Source organism: Dyadobacter soli, from assembly GCF_900101885.1.
Classification (GTDB): Bacteria; Bacteroidota; Bacteroidia; order Cytophagales; family Spirosomataceae; genus Dyadobacter; species Dyadobacter soli.
This window is the reverse complement of the sequence record NZ_FNAN01000009.1, coordinates 257,347-271,718: the sequence shown is the minus strand read 5'-3', so window position 1 is coordinate 271,718 and position 14,372 is coordinate 257,347. Positions and strand designations below refer to the sequence as shown.

Genomic DNA, 14,372 nt, shown 5'->3' with positions numbered 1-14,372 from the left:
AAAGGGTAAGTACGTCTCTAAATTGTAAATCAGAATAATCACTAAGCGATCAAACCAAAATACCTAATAATATTTTGCAAATACAAGAATATACAAAAAGTTATATTAATTCCACACAAATTATTATTCCACAAAATTCACCCACCTGCCTTGGAATCTTCCCGAAACCTTTAAAATTTGTAACTTAACCTTTCATCAAACCATAACCCGTATTTCCTGTGTCAAAGAAAGAGCAATTTGTTGCAGCAATTCAGAAATCCTATCAAACTGACAAACCTGTAATTCATTTGGGGTCGGCCATTCTCGACGGCGAGATCATCGGCGAGGCCCGCGTGAACCTTCCCTTGCGCATGATGAACCGCCACGGGCTCGTGGCCGGGGCTACGGGGTCAGGTAAAACGCGTACGTTGCAGGTATTCGCCGAACAACTTTCGGCGGCGGGGGTGCCCGTTTTTATGTCCGATATCAAAGGCGACCTTTCAGGCATTGCACAGCCGGGTAAGACCAATGCAGTGCTGGAAGAGCGTGCCCAGATACTCGGTACCGTGTTCGAGCCAAAAGGATTTCCTGTCGAACTCTATTCGCTGAGCGGCAACAAAGGTGCGCAAATGCGTGCTACCGTGCTGGAATTCGGCCCGATATTGCTTTCCAAAATCTTCGAACTGAACGAAACCCAGGCCGGCGTGCTCGCTATCCTATTCAAATATGCCGACGATAAGGATTTGCCGATGGTAGATCTGAATGATTTAAAGAAAGTCCTCAACTACCTGGCGGAAGGCCCGGGAGCAGCGGAAATCAAAGCCGATTACGGAACGATTTCCGCATCGACAGCCGGAACGATCCTCCGCAAGATCGTCGCATTGGAGCAGCAGGGTGTAGGCAGCATTTTCGGCGAACGGTCATTCGATATCGATGACCTGATCAATAAAGTCGACGGTCAGGGCGTGATCAGCCTCCTTAATGTCTCCGACGTGCAGGACCGCCCCGCATTGTTCTCGACATTCATGCTCAGCCTGCTGGCAGAGTTATACCAAAAACTGCCCGAAGCCGGCGATTTGGATAAGCCCAAACTGGTATTCTTCCTCGACGAAGCGCACTTGCTTTTCAAAGACGCGCCGAAAGCATTCCTCGAACAAATCGAGCAAGTGGTACGTTTGATCCGCTCCAAAGGTGTCGGTATCTTCTTCTGTACACAAATGGCGCAGGATGTGCCGGTTTCGGTGCTCGGGCAGCTCGGTAACCGCGTGCAGCACGTGCTCCGCGCATTCACGCCACAGGACGCCGAGGGGCTGAAACAGACAGTAAAAACCTACCCGAAATCGGATTTTTATTCCATCGATCAGGTACTGACAACGCTCGGTATCGGTCAGGCACTGATTACCGTCTTGAATGAAAAAGGTATCCCGACGGAAGTTGCCGCCACGCATTTAATGCCTCCGGCATCCATCATGGGCCCGATGGTGCAGGCCGATTACGACAAACACGTGCAGCAATCGGATGTGTATGCGAAATACAAAGATCCAGTGGACCCGGAAAGTGCCTACGAAATCCTGACGAAACGAATGGAAGAGCAGGCCCGCAAGGAAACCGAGGCCAAAGAAGCGGAAGTGCAGGCGAAGGTCGAAGCGAAGAAGGAAAAAGAGCAGACGAGTATGATTTCGGATGCGCTCAATTCCCCGCTCGCGAAACAGATTGGCCGGGAAGTGGTACGCGGCGTTTTTGGAATGCTGTTTGGCAAGAAAACGACCTCGCGAAAGAGCGGTGGCGGGTTGTTTGGGTTTTAAAATGGATGTCTTGGGCTGAACGATTTGGAAGAACGAAGTTCGGCGTAGTCTATGCCTACGTCGGAGCGAATGCCGGTCTCTGACCGGCGTTGCTTCATCGTTCGAAATTTCGCTGGTCAGAGACCAGCTGACGCTCGGGCGTAGTCGGAGACTACGCCCAACTAATGACTACGCCGTACTAACGATGCCCTACTAACTCCGGCAATTCAATCAAACATCCGTATCATAAGCGATCACACAACGCTGATCGGCCAGCTTATCCAGGTTGTCAGGTACATCGAGACGCGTCTTTGCATTATCAAACGCGTCTCGATATTTTTCTTTCAGTTCACGACGCTTGATCGCTTCCAGGAAGCGGCGGGCGTCGTCTTCATTTTCCAGCACCAGTTCGGGAACCACGGTTGGCTTATTATTATCGTCCTTTGCGACCATAGTCACGTAAGACGTGTTGGTATGCCTTACCGAGCGGTTCCTCACATTTTCCGCCACCACACGAATACCCACCACCAGCGACGTTCTTCCCACATAATTCACCGACGCGTGCAATGAAACGAGGTCGCCTACCTCCACCGGTTCGAGGAAATCCACCGCGTCTACGGACACCGTCACGCAATACGTCCCCGCATGCCGCGACGCGCACGCATACGCGACTTTATCGATCAGCGAAAGCAATATGCCCCCGTGGATCTTCCCGCCGAAATTGGCATAGGAAGGGATCATGAGTTCGGTGAGGGTAGTCTGGGAGAAACTGACGGGCCTGGGCTCCATATAAAAGGTTTATTTTTTCAAAAAGATAGTCTTACCGGTTTTAGCAGCCTCTTTGGCCGTTTCCAGTATTTCAACGACGGTAACATTCACGGGCAGCCCGTACAAATCGTTCTGGTCAAGCTTAATGCGGCCTTGTACCACATCGGCTAATACAGAGAACGGATCGGTGTAAGGTGCCGGGCGAGGATCGAGTTTGAGCGTTTCCTCAGGTGTCTTTTCCTGGAAGCGCTGGCGTACCACGGTCGGGTTTACGGCAATCGCATAGCCTTTGTTACCATATACTTCCATGTCCTTTCTTGCAAAAGACCAGTTCCACGAGCCCTGGATAATGCATTGCGCCTTGGGATATTGCAGGATAATTGAGGCCTCGTCGTCTACATTCTTATAAATATCAGGTTTGTTCTGGTGCGTCACGGCGGTTACTGAAATCGGCCGTTCGCCTTTCATGAGCCACGTCATGAGGTTGGCGCCGTAGCAACCGAAGTCCACCAATGCACCCGCACCGTTTTTAACCGGATCGGTCAGAATTGCGAAAAACTCCTTGCTAACCCCGATTTCCTTAGGTCCCTGGTGGCCATCATTGACCATTACCTTGCGGATTTCCCCGAGCTTGCCATCCTGAATGAGCTGGTTCACATGCTGGTTGCTCGCATACCACGACGTTTCATAGTTGGTCAGCACCTGCACATTGTTCTGCGTCGCGAGTTTCTGGATTTCCTTCGCATCGGCAAATGTCGTCGCCAGCGGCTTTTCCACCATTACATTGATTTTCCGTGGTGCGCATGCCCGTACCACTACCACGTGCTCGTTAATCGCCCCGAAAGCGGAAACCGCTTCCGGCTTCGTCTCGTCCAGCATTTTGTTCAGGTCGGAATAAAACAGTTTGGGATCCAGTTTGTATCGTTCGGTAAACTGCTTGACCAACTCGGGGTTCGTTTCCCAGATACCTACAAGCTGCATATCCGTTTTGTCTTTCCGGTTGAAAGCCCAACCTACGTGACCATGGCTAAGCCCTGCCACGGCCAGGCGGACCGGTTTCTGGGCCATTGAAGAAAAGGAAAGGAGTGCCAAAAAGAGGATTGCTAGTGTTCTCATCATTAGTTACGGTTTAGGATAATTTATCAATAATATCTTTAATCACTTCCTGTAAATAGGCGCCATTGTACGGGCCGTACCAGCTCATGGTTTTGGTTTCGTACAAATCGCGGTTGAAGTACTTGTCATGGGTAATGTAGCCGATATAGCCGCCGTTGAAGCTGGTTACCATCAGGTTGAGACCTTTGGTTTTCGCATAGGCATCGAGCGGGCCAGTCAGCTCGCCGGAGAAGTCGCAGGGCATGCCTACCATCAGGATATTGCCGATCCGCAATGCTTTTACATACACCGGATATTCGCCGAATGCTTTCTTGAATGCCCACGGGCGCAGTACAATGCTCATGGTCAACCGCGGGGTAGGTTCGCGGAGTGGCAGCGGCAATGTAAGGGCTTCTACGAATGCGGTTTTCGCGTCCTCTTTCACAGTATTGGGAGATAGCAACGCATTCTGCACCCCGAACGCCTGGTTTTTTACTTCGTCAAAATCGTCCGTTCCCTTTTCAATCGGCCCCATGCTGCCCACCGCGCCAGCCATGTACATCGCAAAATCGTATCGGCCCTTTTCCAGCGAATCCACGAGTGCGCCGGGGTAGTCGCGCGAGAGCACGATGTTTTTGGAATTCAAAACCGTGGAATGCGCCGCAAAAGAGCTTAGAATGGCTTTCTGACCGCTTTTGGTAATGAATGCCGCCGAACGGATCTCGGGATCGATGCCTCCCTCCTCACCCACGAGCCGGTTACGTATATCGAGCGAGTCGAGGGATTCCAAATAAGTCAATTGCACGGGCTCCACTTTCTTTTGCGCGTCGGTAATGGCTTTGTGGAATGCATTGGCCAGGTTTTCCACAATGGCGGGATCGAATTTACCCGAAAAGAAAAGGGAAGAAATGCCCGTTCCCCAACCGCCTACGCTGTTATGGCTGTGCGTAGCGCCGAAATAGATCTGCTCAAATGGAATATCGCCGGGTTTCAGCTTTTCCTTCAATGCTTTAATGACCGTCGGCGGGATAATGAGCAGGTCGGCGGCAATGATCGCGGCTTTGGTATGGCCATTGTCGATCACGATCGCACGTACATATACGGAGTCGTGCACGGCCGTGTAAGGCTTGCCGCGACGGTTGCCGTAGCCTGCCGTGGGCGTTGGCGCTGCCGGCGTAATATTCACTTTTGCCCAGCCTGCTTGTAATGCAATGGAAGTGTCGGCGCCGGCAACAGTGGGTTTCACGCCTCCGATGAGCGTTTTCCATTCCTTATAATAGGCCATTTCCTGGTACGGCGTATCGTCCATGGTGGTGATCATGGTGGCAATAGCGAGTACGAGCAACAGCAGGAATATCCCGATGATCTTCAAAAAAATGCGCAGCACTTTCATGGATTGCGAGTTTAGGTTTGATGAAAAGACGGCAACCCGCATTTTCTATTGGTATCAAAAATACCCGGCAAACCAGTTTTCAGGTTCATACCGGGTATTAAAAGCTCATGAAAATAGCTAAATGCCTGATCAGGCCTCTTTTACGAGCTGAATATTGGCGATCAATTTCACGTCCTCACCAATTACTAAGCCGCCCGAATCGGTCAGCTGCATGTAGTTGAGGCCGAATTCCTGGCGGCTCAGACGGCCCTCCACCTCGAAACCGATGCGCACATTTCCATCGCCATCCTTCTCCGCTCCGCCGTATTCGGCATCGAGCTCGATGGGTTTGGTAATGCCTTTCAGCGTAAGGAGGCCCGAGAGCTTATAGTTATCGCCCTTTACTTTATGAAAATAGTTGGATTGAAAGGTAATATGCGGAAATTGCTCGGCATCGAAGAAATCCGCCGACCGCAAATGGGCATCGCGCATTTCCACGTTGGTATCGATACTTTTCACATCGAGGGAGAAGTGAATTTCCGCGTTTTCAAAGTTATTCAAATCCGAAGTAGCCCCGCCTTCAAAGTTGTTGAAGGAACCTGTAATAGTCGAAATGACAAGGTGTTTAATTTTGAACTGCACTTCGGAATGCGCCGGGTCTACGATCCATTTTGTAACTGCCATAGATGTATTATTTAAATTTCACTAAATACTACTTGTCCTAAAAATAACATTCCTGCTGTACAAACGCCGTTTAAAACAATTTAATTCTAGCCTATACGCGTGTTCACGATAAAATAAATGGCACGTAATTTTTAAGTAACTAAGCATCATTACATTTAGCACAAATACTAATCCGACTCATCAATGAAAATGCAGGGCAGAAGCATATTCACGTACGACGTGTATGCCCCCACCACCGTGACCACCATGCTACGCCCCCGCCGTCAGGAAGGCCAATCGATCATCCAGGAAGGTTTTAAGATAGAGCCCCCGGTTCCATTTTCGGAATACACCGACCTTTACGGCAATCCCTGCCAGCGCGCGATCCTGCCGGTAGGAAGAGTTACCATTACCACCGAGGTGCAGGCGCAGGTGAATCCCACAAAGCCAATCCCCGATCCGGCACCTGCGTATATGCTTGTAGGGGATTTGCCCGACGACGTTATGCACTACATCCTCCCGAGCCGCTATTGCCAGTCTGACCTGCACGAAATCAATATGTTAGCGTTAGAAATAGCGGGTAATCTCAAACCCGGCTACGATCAGGTTGAGGCTATCCGGACGTGGATCCACAACAATGTACGCTATCAATATGGCATGTCGAATGCCGCCACTACCGCATTCGACACGGCGCGTAGCCGCGTAGGCGTGTGCCGCGATTTCACGCACCTCGCCATTGCATTATGCCGCAACCTCTGCATTCCGACGCGGATGACGGTAGGTTACCTCGATAAATTGAAAGAGATGGATCTGCACGCGTGGTTCGAAGTATTCATCGGCGGCGAGTGGTACACATTCGATGCCGTGCAGGAAAAAACCGAAGGTTACCGCATCGAAATCGCCCACGGCCGCGACGCCGCAGATGTGGCGATGGTTACCCAATACGGTAATGCGGCATTGCAATCGCTGCATGTCGAGGCCGAGTTGCTGGAACCTGAGCAATAAAACAAAGAGCCGATACCCGGTTGCCCGGTATCGGCGTCTTTGCCATTTTGGTTTTAGTTGAGTTAAAATCAGATCACACCGAGTTCCTTACCGACCTTTGTGAATGCGGCCACGGCCTTTTCGAGATCCTCCTGCTCGTGCCCTGCGGAAATCTGCACGCGAATGCGCGCTTTGCCCTGCGGGACTACGGGATAGAAGAAACCAATCACGTAAATGCCTTCATTAAGCAGCTTCGCTGCGAACTCCTGCGCCAGTTTTGCTTCGTAAAGCATGATAGGTACAATCGGGTGTTCGCCGGGGAGAATGTCGAAACCGGCGTCGGTCATAGCTTTGCGGAAATACTGGGTATTGCGTTCCAGTTTATCTCGCAATGCGGTGGACGAGGTAAGCAGGTCTAGTACTTTAATGGAAGCACCTACAATGGAAGGTGCTAATGTATTGGAAAACAAATAGGGTCTTGAACGCTGGCGTAGTATCTCCACGATCTCCTTTTTGGCAGCTGTAAAACCGCCTGACGCACCGCCTAATGCCTTCCCGTAAGTACCTGTGATGATGTCAATGCGACCCATTACATTGCGGTACTCGTGCGTTCCGCGGCCGGTTTTACCCATAAAGCCGGTAGCGTGGCATTCGTCGATCATCACCATGGCCTGGTACTGCTCGGCGAGGTCGCAGATATGGTCGAGGCGGGCGATGGTACCGTCCATGGAGAACACGCCGTCGGTCACTACCAGAATGCGGCGGCTGCCTTGCGCGTCTTGGAGCTGCTTTTCGAGGTCAGCCATGTCGTTATGCTTGTAGCGGAAGCGCTTGGCCTTGCATAATCTCACACCATCGATAATCGACGCGTGGTTCAACTCGTCGGATATAATGGCGTCCTGCTCATTCAATAACGGTTCGAAAATCCCGCCGTTGGCATCGAATGCAGCCGCGTAGAGAATGCAGTCCTCAGTACCCAGGAATTCGGCCGTTTTGCGTTCCAGTTCCTTGTGAATATCCTGCGTGCCACAAATAAACCGCACCGAAGACATTCCGAAACCATGCGAATGAATGGCATCGATACCAGCCTGTATTACATCGGGATGCGACGAGAGGCCGAGGTAATTGTTCGCGCAAAAATTGAGGACATCCGCGCCGTCGGTAGTAGCGATATGCGCAGCCTGCGGCGTAGTAATCACGCGCTCTTTTTTATATAAACCAGCCGAACGGATCGCTTCCAGTTCGCTGGCGAGTTGTTCTTGAATGTTGCCGTACATAGTTTAATGAGTGAATGAGTGAATTTTGAATGAGTGAATGGATGAATTGAAACCGGATCGCCGGGCGATGAGCGAATAGCGAATTAAAAACATTCACTCATTCACTCATTGACTCATTCACTCATTTACTAACAACCTGATACTTCTTCCGCAACTCGCTGATCATCTCTTCCGTCATCTTATCGAGCGAGTAGCTTGGCCGCCAGCCCCAGTCTTTCCGGGCCTGGGCGTCGTCGATTTCCTGGGGCCAGGAATCGGCGATCGCCTGGCGGAAGTCTGGCTTGTAAGTTATGTTGAAGTTTGGAATTATCTTTTGAATGCTTTGTGCGATCTCGCTGGGAGAAAAGCTCATGCCGGCTAGGTTGTAGGAGGTCCGCACGGTGATTTTTTCGGCGGGTGCTTCCATCAGGCGGACTGTCGCGTCCATCGCGTCGCTGATGTAGATCATCGGCAATGTGGTTTCGGGTTTCAAAAAGCATTCGAATGCTTCACCCTTCACCGCTTTGTGGTAAATATCGACCGCGTAATCCGTAGTGCCGCCGCCTGGCATCGACTGGTAGCCGATAATGCCCGGGTAGCGCAGCGAGCGGATGTCTACGCCGTACCGTTTGAAATAGTAATTCGACCAGTTCTCACCTGCCGCCTTGCTGATGCCGTAAACCGTTGATGGATCAAGGTACGACCATTGCTCGGCCAGCGTATCCACACGATCACCGAAAACGGCAATGGAACTTGGGTAAAAGACTTTGCTAACCCCGTTTTCACGCGCCACTTCGAGCACGTTAAAGTACGTTTGCATGTTGATCTGCCACGTTCGGAGCGGGTCTTGCTCGCCTTTTGCCGACAGGATGGCGGCGAGGTGATAGATCTGCGTGACGCCGTATTTCCGCACGAGCGCTGCCATTTCACCGGCATTCGTCGCGTCGAGTTGTTCGAAGATCCCTGTCGGGAACTCGGGCATGCGGATGTCCGTCGCCACCACCTTTCCCAGTCCGTAAATCTCCCTCAGATATTCCACCAGAACAGATCCGATCTGTCCGTTTGCTCCAATTACTAAAACGCAGTCCGTTTTCATAAAAAACAACTTTTGGGTAAAGCATAAATCACTTGCAATTTCCCATTTGCGAAAATTATTTTCAACAAACAGCCCATTTTGCAGGAAACATTACCACACTATTTGATTTTTAAAGCAAAATTTACTTTTTGAGACATAAAACAAATGCCGTACCAGTAAATATTATTGCCTTATGGAACAGTTGGACAAAATCGATACCAAAATCCTCCGCATCCTGCAAAAAGATGCTAAAAAAACGACCAAGGAAATCGCGACGATGCTCAACCTGACGGTGTCGCCGGTTTACGAGCGGATCAGGAGATTGGAGAGCCTGGGCTACATCAAACAATATGTAGCCATTTTGGATAAAAAGCTCATCAACAGGCACGTTACGACCATCTGCCAGGTATCGATGCGCTACCATAACGAGGCATTTATCGAGAAGTTCGAACAGGAGATACAAAACCTCCACGAGGTGCAGGAATGCTACCACATGGCCGGGCAGGTTGACTTTCTGTTAAAGATCAACGTCGCCAGCCTCGACGAGTACCACGATTTCGTGAAATACAAGTTGTCCAAAATCGACAACATAGGCGTGCTCAACAGCACCTTCGTATTGAAGGAGATCAAGCACACCTCGGAGTTTTACATTTAAAGCGTCCGTTTTTTCACATCGAACGAAACGGTTTTGCTGCCCGCCGTGCCGTCCAGCGCAATGCCCTGGATCACGACCTGGTAGCGGCCCGTCTGGTCGGAAGTGTAAAACTCGACCGTCGCTTTGCCGTCTTTGCCGGTGGTGACGTTCGGAGCCCAATGCAACAGGTTCCGGAAATCCGCAATGCGGCTGCTGGCATTGTTGCTATCGTATTTCGGGGCGTAAAATTCTCTTTGCGCCTGCACGCCTTCATACGGCATTACCAGCACTTTGGGATCGAGCTCGAAGCCGCCCAGGTCACCGCGATAGGTAGAGAAGCTGACGATCCCGGTAAATGTCATCGGCCCCAAAAAGTACCGCGAGCTGATCAACTCGATCTTTTTCACCTTCAACGGGTCCATTTCGATGATCTTGTCGGCATCGAAAACCGGGATACCGTCCAGCAGCATCAGCGGGTCGGTGGTATAATAGGTATTCGGAAGCAGCTTATCTATCATCCGTAAATGGAATTCCTTCTGGCGCCGGCGCACGAGTATGCCTTTTACATACTCCCTCAAAACCTCTTCCATCGTTGGGAAACGAGTAAAATCGTCGAGGAAATACTTTTCGTCGGGCATTCCGAAGAACGGCAGGGAGTCGGTGAGCACCGCTTTCTTTTCGGTGTAAAGCCTTGGAAGGAATGCATTGCCGGTCTGCATGTTGATCGAGCGCGTTAGCAACTGGTTTTCCAGGGTTTTGTCGAATACAAAAGAAGGGATGGGCGCCGTCGAAAATTGCTTCGAGAATGGCGTCGCTACTTCGAAGCGGTAGGTCGAGTCGTAAGCGAGGTTGGTTTGCAGCGTAATTTCCTTTGGTCCGATAAACTGGCGTACCTCGAATTTCACCCGGCCTTCCTTGTCGCTCAGATCCACGTACAAGCGCGCGGGCACGTCAAGCGACGCCATAAATGCTTCTTTATTTACAGCAGGCTTTCCGTCCGCCCGGTTGAGCAGGCGCGCGTGGATAAAATGCCCGTCGTATTCGGGCAAATGCTCGAAACTCACGAGCTGGCCGCCAAAAACTTTGTCCCATTTCAGGCGTCGCCAGCCGTGGGTAAGCATGAGGTTGTCCAGTTGACGGTCAGTGTCCTGGTTTACATTCTTAAAATAATAACCCGGGTTTTCTATATCGCCTTTCAGATCGGCAGTGAGCCACAAATAGCTGTGAATGTCATGCTGCGCCTGGTACTGGATCGAATCGTCGAGGTATACCGCCACCGACAAGTTGCTCGCCGCGGTTCCTGCCGACGCTGAGATATTCATCGTCACTTTCTCGCGTCCGATAAAGCTTTTGCCCACCTCCGCCTCGATCGCAAGCTGCTTTTCGGGACGTTTGAAATACAATCTTTCGCAAACCGGTTTCAGCTTTTCATTAAAGATCGTGATCTGCGAAATGCCTTCGCCGAGTTTAGCCCTTTCAAGCAGAAAAACCGTCTGGCCTTTCCCTAATCCTTTTTTACCAAATACCGGATTGGCCTGGCGCGTGTGCGCAAGCATGTACACGCTCACGGGATCTTCGCTTTCGAGTTTTGCGGTTACCGTTACTTTCACCAGCGCCGACGTCGAATCCTTTACTTCCATCACATACCCTTGTGGTTCTACTTTGGGCAATTCGTATTCGAAACGCTGGCCCTTGCTGTCGGTAATGGCTGCCTTGTAAGCCGCATTTTCTTCCGGTTTCAGTTTAAAATAGCCTATACCATTCAATTCCGGCTCAAATTCGCGAATGGTCTCATTCTGCTGGTTCAGCACAACACCTTTGAACTTGATCCCCTTCCCATCGACTCCCACGCCGCGGAATGCGATCTTGCTTTCGATACCGTTGACCAAATGCCCGCCTTCCGGGAAAAACTGGACGTCATAACGGGTTTCTTCCTTCGCCGCCCTGTCGGGATCGAAGCGTACGAACGGGTTCAGAATGGAAATGGAGGTTTCGAAATAGTTTTCAGCGGAGAAATTCTTCATCCAGTTGGTATAGCACCGCAGCTTGTATTTCCCGCTTACGAGCGTGGAGGGAACGAGCGCAGAACCATTGCCACGGCCATCGACCATCGCGAACTTGGTTTGCAATACCGCATTGTTTTCGCTGTCGAGCACTTCCAGGTATCCTACTTTGCTAAGGTCGAGGAAACGGTGGCTGGCCCCATTGAGGTTATAGGCTTTGAACCAGATCGTCTCCCCGACGAGGTAAAACGGCCTGTCGATATGCACATACATCTTTTCCTGCACGGCCCGCTCGGTGTAGAGGCCGAACCGCTGCCGCATCGAAGCGAGCATCGCATCGTCCTGCGCGTACGAGGGGCTGTAAAGTGCCAGTGCCAGCAAACCGCAAATAAATGTCCTTAGTTTCATTGTATATTTTCAGACAATAGAATGATCATTGATCCCAAAATTCCGGCTTGGTGGTAGTCCCGCCCTGTGACCGGCAGTCCGCACACGATTCCGAAGTGCCAAGGTAGCCGCTCTTGGGCTGGCCCATATAGAAATAAAGCAGTACCGCATTGCTATTAAATGCCTGCTCGAAATCGAGCGTGTCCGGAGGCATGCAACGCGGGTATGATCCCAATGCTTCCCGGATAAAAATCCGCTGCTTTTGTTCCTGCGCTGCGCTGAAATACCCGAACACCAGCTCTTTGGCGTCGGCCTTGGCGCGGATGTTGCCCGTTACCTGCGATGGCTGCGGGTCGAAAAGGCTGCCAGTGCCCTGGGTGGTTTTGGCGAGATCCGTCCAGTATTCAAATGCCTCCCGCGTGAGCCCGTATTGCTTTACAAGAATCGAGTACCCGAAATACAGCTTGTTAGTATTAATATCCACGAGGTTTACCGGCACATCACGGATGATATCCTGGCTAAGTTTGATCGTCGAGCCGAGCTTGATGTCCCTGGAAGGCAATGTCCGCCAGCAAACATTGATATTGTCGGTCCGTGAAACGATCGTCTTTTCCTTAAAATCACGCGTCAGGCTGGAATAGTAGGGCATCCGGTATTCGTAGGTCTCTTCAAAACTCCAACGGTAAAACCGTGTCTGATTACTCGCGTCGTGGGTATTCACGTAAATCATCATCGCATTCCTGCGCGCGTCGACCCGATGGGTAACGCTGTCGATAGGCGGTGTTTTGCTCACTACCACATATGCCGATTCATATTCCCTTCCATCGGCCCGTGTGATCCTCAACCGGTACTTATCATCCCTGCTCAGCGCCGTCGGCGGCAATACGTACACGCCCTGGCCCCTTTCCTGCAACTCATAGTTTTCGCCGCCTTCCGCGTCAACGGTAAGGCGGGCGCCCCATTCCCGCTGAAATTCCGAGCCGTCGTTTACGCCCTGCGTGTTGCTCAAAATAAACCGGCTGGTGTCGCCATCCACATTCAGGAAGCCGTCCACGACGAGGTAGGTGCCGGGATTGGTCACTTCCGGCGGCGAGAATGGCTCGATACAGCTTTTGATCGCCAATCCTGCCGCTACCAGCATTCCGCACGAAGCCCATCGGCCCCATTTTCCGGGAACGCTGTGTTTTTTTAGTTTTTCGATGAAATGTATTCCTTTCACAGTCAATCAGACAATATCATTACCAGTAAGCAGGTCTTTCTGTTGTGCCTCCCTGCGTGCGGCAGTCGGTACAGGAGTGTCCTGCGACCAGAACAGAATCCGAACGCGGTCCCCAGTAAGTAAGGAGCAGTTTGGCGGTATTCAATGCGCATTCGTCGGCATCGCGGGAAGAGCACCGGAGCGGGATCGTGTCGGGTTCGATGCAACGCGGAAATGTGCCGAGCCGCGGCATGATCGTGAGCCGGCGCGTTTCTTCCGTGGCTGCGCTGAAATAGCCGAATGCCAGTATATGCGGGTTAGCCACGTTTTTGATGTTGCCCGTCACCTGCGACGGCAATACATCGAACAAACTGCCGGTCCCCTGAGTCGTTTTGGCCAGATCGGTCCAGTATTCAAATGCCTGACGTGAAAGGCCGAATTGCCGCACGAGAATGCTGTATTTGATAAAAAGTTTATTGGTCGAAATCGGCACGCGGTTCAGCGGCAGGTCTTTGATCACATCACTACTGAGCTTCACCGTGCTGCCCAGCAAAATGCTTCCCGAGAACGTATTCCGCCAGCACCGGTTGATATTCTCCTGCCGGGTGACCACCGAATCGTTCCGGACCAGCAATGCAGAATAGTAGGGCATTTCGTACTGCCAAGTTTCCTCGAATTTCCAGCGGTAAAACTGCGTCTTGTTCTGCGCATCGTGCGTGTTCACATAAAACACACCGGCATCCAGCACGGGATCTACCTTAAATGTCACGCTGTCAATCGCGGGGGTGATGGTTACATTCACGAATTCGGATAAATATTCCTCATTGTCCCTCGTCGTAATGCGCAGCCGGTACTTCGCCGAGCGGTTATACTGCCGCGGCGGCAGGGTATAAACGCCCTTGCGAGTCTCCGACAACTGTAACGTCTCGCCATTTTCCTCTTCCACGGCCAGCTGAGCGCCCGTCTCGATAATGGGTGAAGCAGTGGCATTCACATTTTGTGTCCTCCTGAGCTCGATCCGCGTCGAATCCGTGCCATTCACATTCAGATACCCATCTATCACCAGGTAATTTTCATCCGAATTCACCTCAGGTGGCGAAAACGGCTCGACGCAACTGTCGATAATCAGCAGCAATGCGAAAAACCCTATTTTTAAAAACCAATATCTCATAAC

The 14,372-nt window shown here is 51.3% G+C and carries 12 protein-coding genes; 3 read left to right on the top strand and 9 right to left on the bottom strand.

Features of this window, described 5'->3' with window-relative positions; translation table 11 throughout:
* The first annotated feature begins 218 nt into the window (after positions 1-218).
* Positions 219-1,784: a helicase HerA-like domain-containing protein gene (locus tag BLQ88_RS16495; protein WP_090152150.1), complete on the top strand. Its 1,566-nt coding sequence runs from the start codon at positions 219-221 to the stop codon at positions 1,782-1,784.
* A gap of 210 nt (positions 1,785-1,994) precedes the next feature.
* On the opposite strand, the gene BLQ88_RS16490 is transcribed toward BLQ88_RS16495, so the two are convergent.
* From BLQ88_RS16490 to BLQ88_RS16475, 4 genes are all read right to left on the bottom strand, one after another.
* Positions 1,995-2,552 carry an acyl-CoA thioesterase gene (locus tag BLQ88_RS16490; RefSeq protein ID WP_090152148.1) on the bottom strand — a complete coding sequence of 186 codons (558 nt, stop codon included), beginning with the start codon at positions 2,550-2,552 and terminating at the stop codon, positions 1,995-1,997.
* A gap of 9 nt (positions 2,553-2,561) precedes the next feature.
* The gene (locus BLQ88_RS16485; RefSeq protein WP_090152404.1) at positions 2,562-3,647 is read right to left on the bottom strand and encodes a Gfo/Idh/MocA family protein; all 1,086 of its coding nucleotides are present in this window, start codon (positions 3,645-3,647) and stop codon (positions 2,562-2,564) included.
* A 13-nt stretch (positions 3,648-3,660) separates the two neighbouring features.
* Complete coding sequence (locus BLQ88_RS16480) at positions 3,661-5,019, bottom strand: neutral/alkaline non-lysosomal ceramidase N-terminal domain-containing protein (protein WP_090152145.1); 1,359 nt, start codon at positions 5,017-5,019, stop codon at positions 3,661-3,663.
* Positions 5,020-5,148: 129 nt separating this feature from the next.
* On the bottom strand, positions 5,149-5,682 hold the full coding sequence (locus BLQ88_RS16475) for a YceI family protein (protein WP_090152141.1): 534 nt from the start codon (positions 5,680-5,682) through the stop codon (positions 5,149-5,151).
* A gap of 183 nt (positions 5,683-5,865) precedes the next feature.
* On the opposite strand from BLQ88_RS16475, the gene BLQ88_RS16470 reads away from it, so the two are divergent.
* Positions 5,866-6,666, top strand: a complete 801-nt coding sequence (locus tag BLQ88_RS16470; protein WP_090152139.1) for a transglutaminase domain-containing protein — start codon at positions 5,866-5,868, stop codon at positions 6,664-6,666.
* A gap of 68 nt (positions 6,667-6,734) precedes the next feature.
* Here the strand turns inward: BLQ88_RS16470 and kbl are convergent, their stop codons facing one another.
* Positions 6,735-7,922: a glycine C-acetyltransferase gene (kbl, locus tag BLQ88_RS16465; protein ID WP_090152136.1), complete on the bottom strand. Its 1,188-nt coding sequence runs from the start codon at positions 7,920-7,922 to the stop codon at positions 6,735-6,737.
* 121 nt (positions 7,923-8,043) lie between these two features.
* Positions 8,044-8,997, bottom strand: coding sequence for an NAD-dependent epimerase/dehydratase family protein (locus tag BLQ88_RS16460; protein ID WP_090152133.1), 954 nt, complete (start codon positions 8,995-8,997; stop codon positions 8,044-8,046).
* Between the two features lie 172 nt (positions 8,998-9,169).
* On the opposite strand from BLQ88_RS16460, the gene BLQ88_RS16455 reads away from it, so the two are divergent.
* On the top strand, positions 9,170-9,631 hold the full coding sequence (locus tag BLQ88_RS16455) for an Lrp/AsnC family transcriptional regulator (RefSeq protein ID WP_019941792.1): 462 nt from the start codon (positions 9,170-9,172) through the stop codon (positions 9,629-9,631).
* Here BLQ88_RS16455 and BLQ88_RS16450 read toward each other — a convergent pair.
* The 3 genes from BLQ88_RS16450 to BLQ88_RS16440 are packed head-to-tail and all read right to left on the bottom strand — an operon-like array spanning position 9,628 to position 14,369.
* Positions 9,628-12,021: a hypothetical protein gene (locus tag BLQ88_RS16450; RefSeq protein WP_090152130.1), complete on the bottom strand. Its 2,394-nt coding sequence runs from the start codon at positions 12,019-12,021 to the stop codon at positions 9,628-9,630. The two genes, BLQ88_RS16455 and BLQ88_RS16450, sit on opposite strands and share 4 nt — an antisense overlap.
* Positions 12,022-12,046: 25 nt before the next feature.
* A complete protein-coding gene (locus BLQ88_RS16445) occupies positions 12,047-13,219 on the bottom strand; it encodes a DUF4249 domain-containing protein (protein ID WP_229212716.1) in 1,173 nt (390 codons plus the stop codon).
* Positions 13,220-13,238: 19 nt separating this feature from the next.
* Positions 13,239-14,369 (bottom strand): DUF4249 domain-containing protein, encoded by a 1,131-nt coding sequence (locus BLQ88_RS16440; RefSeq protein ID WP_090152127.1) that lies wholly within the window; start codon positions 14,367-14,369, stop codon positions 13,239-13,241.
* Positions 14,370-14,372: the final 3 nt, after the last annotated feature.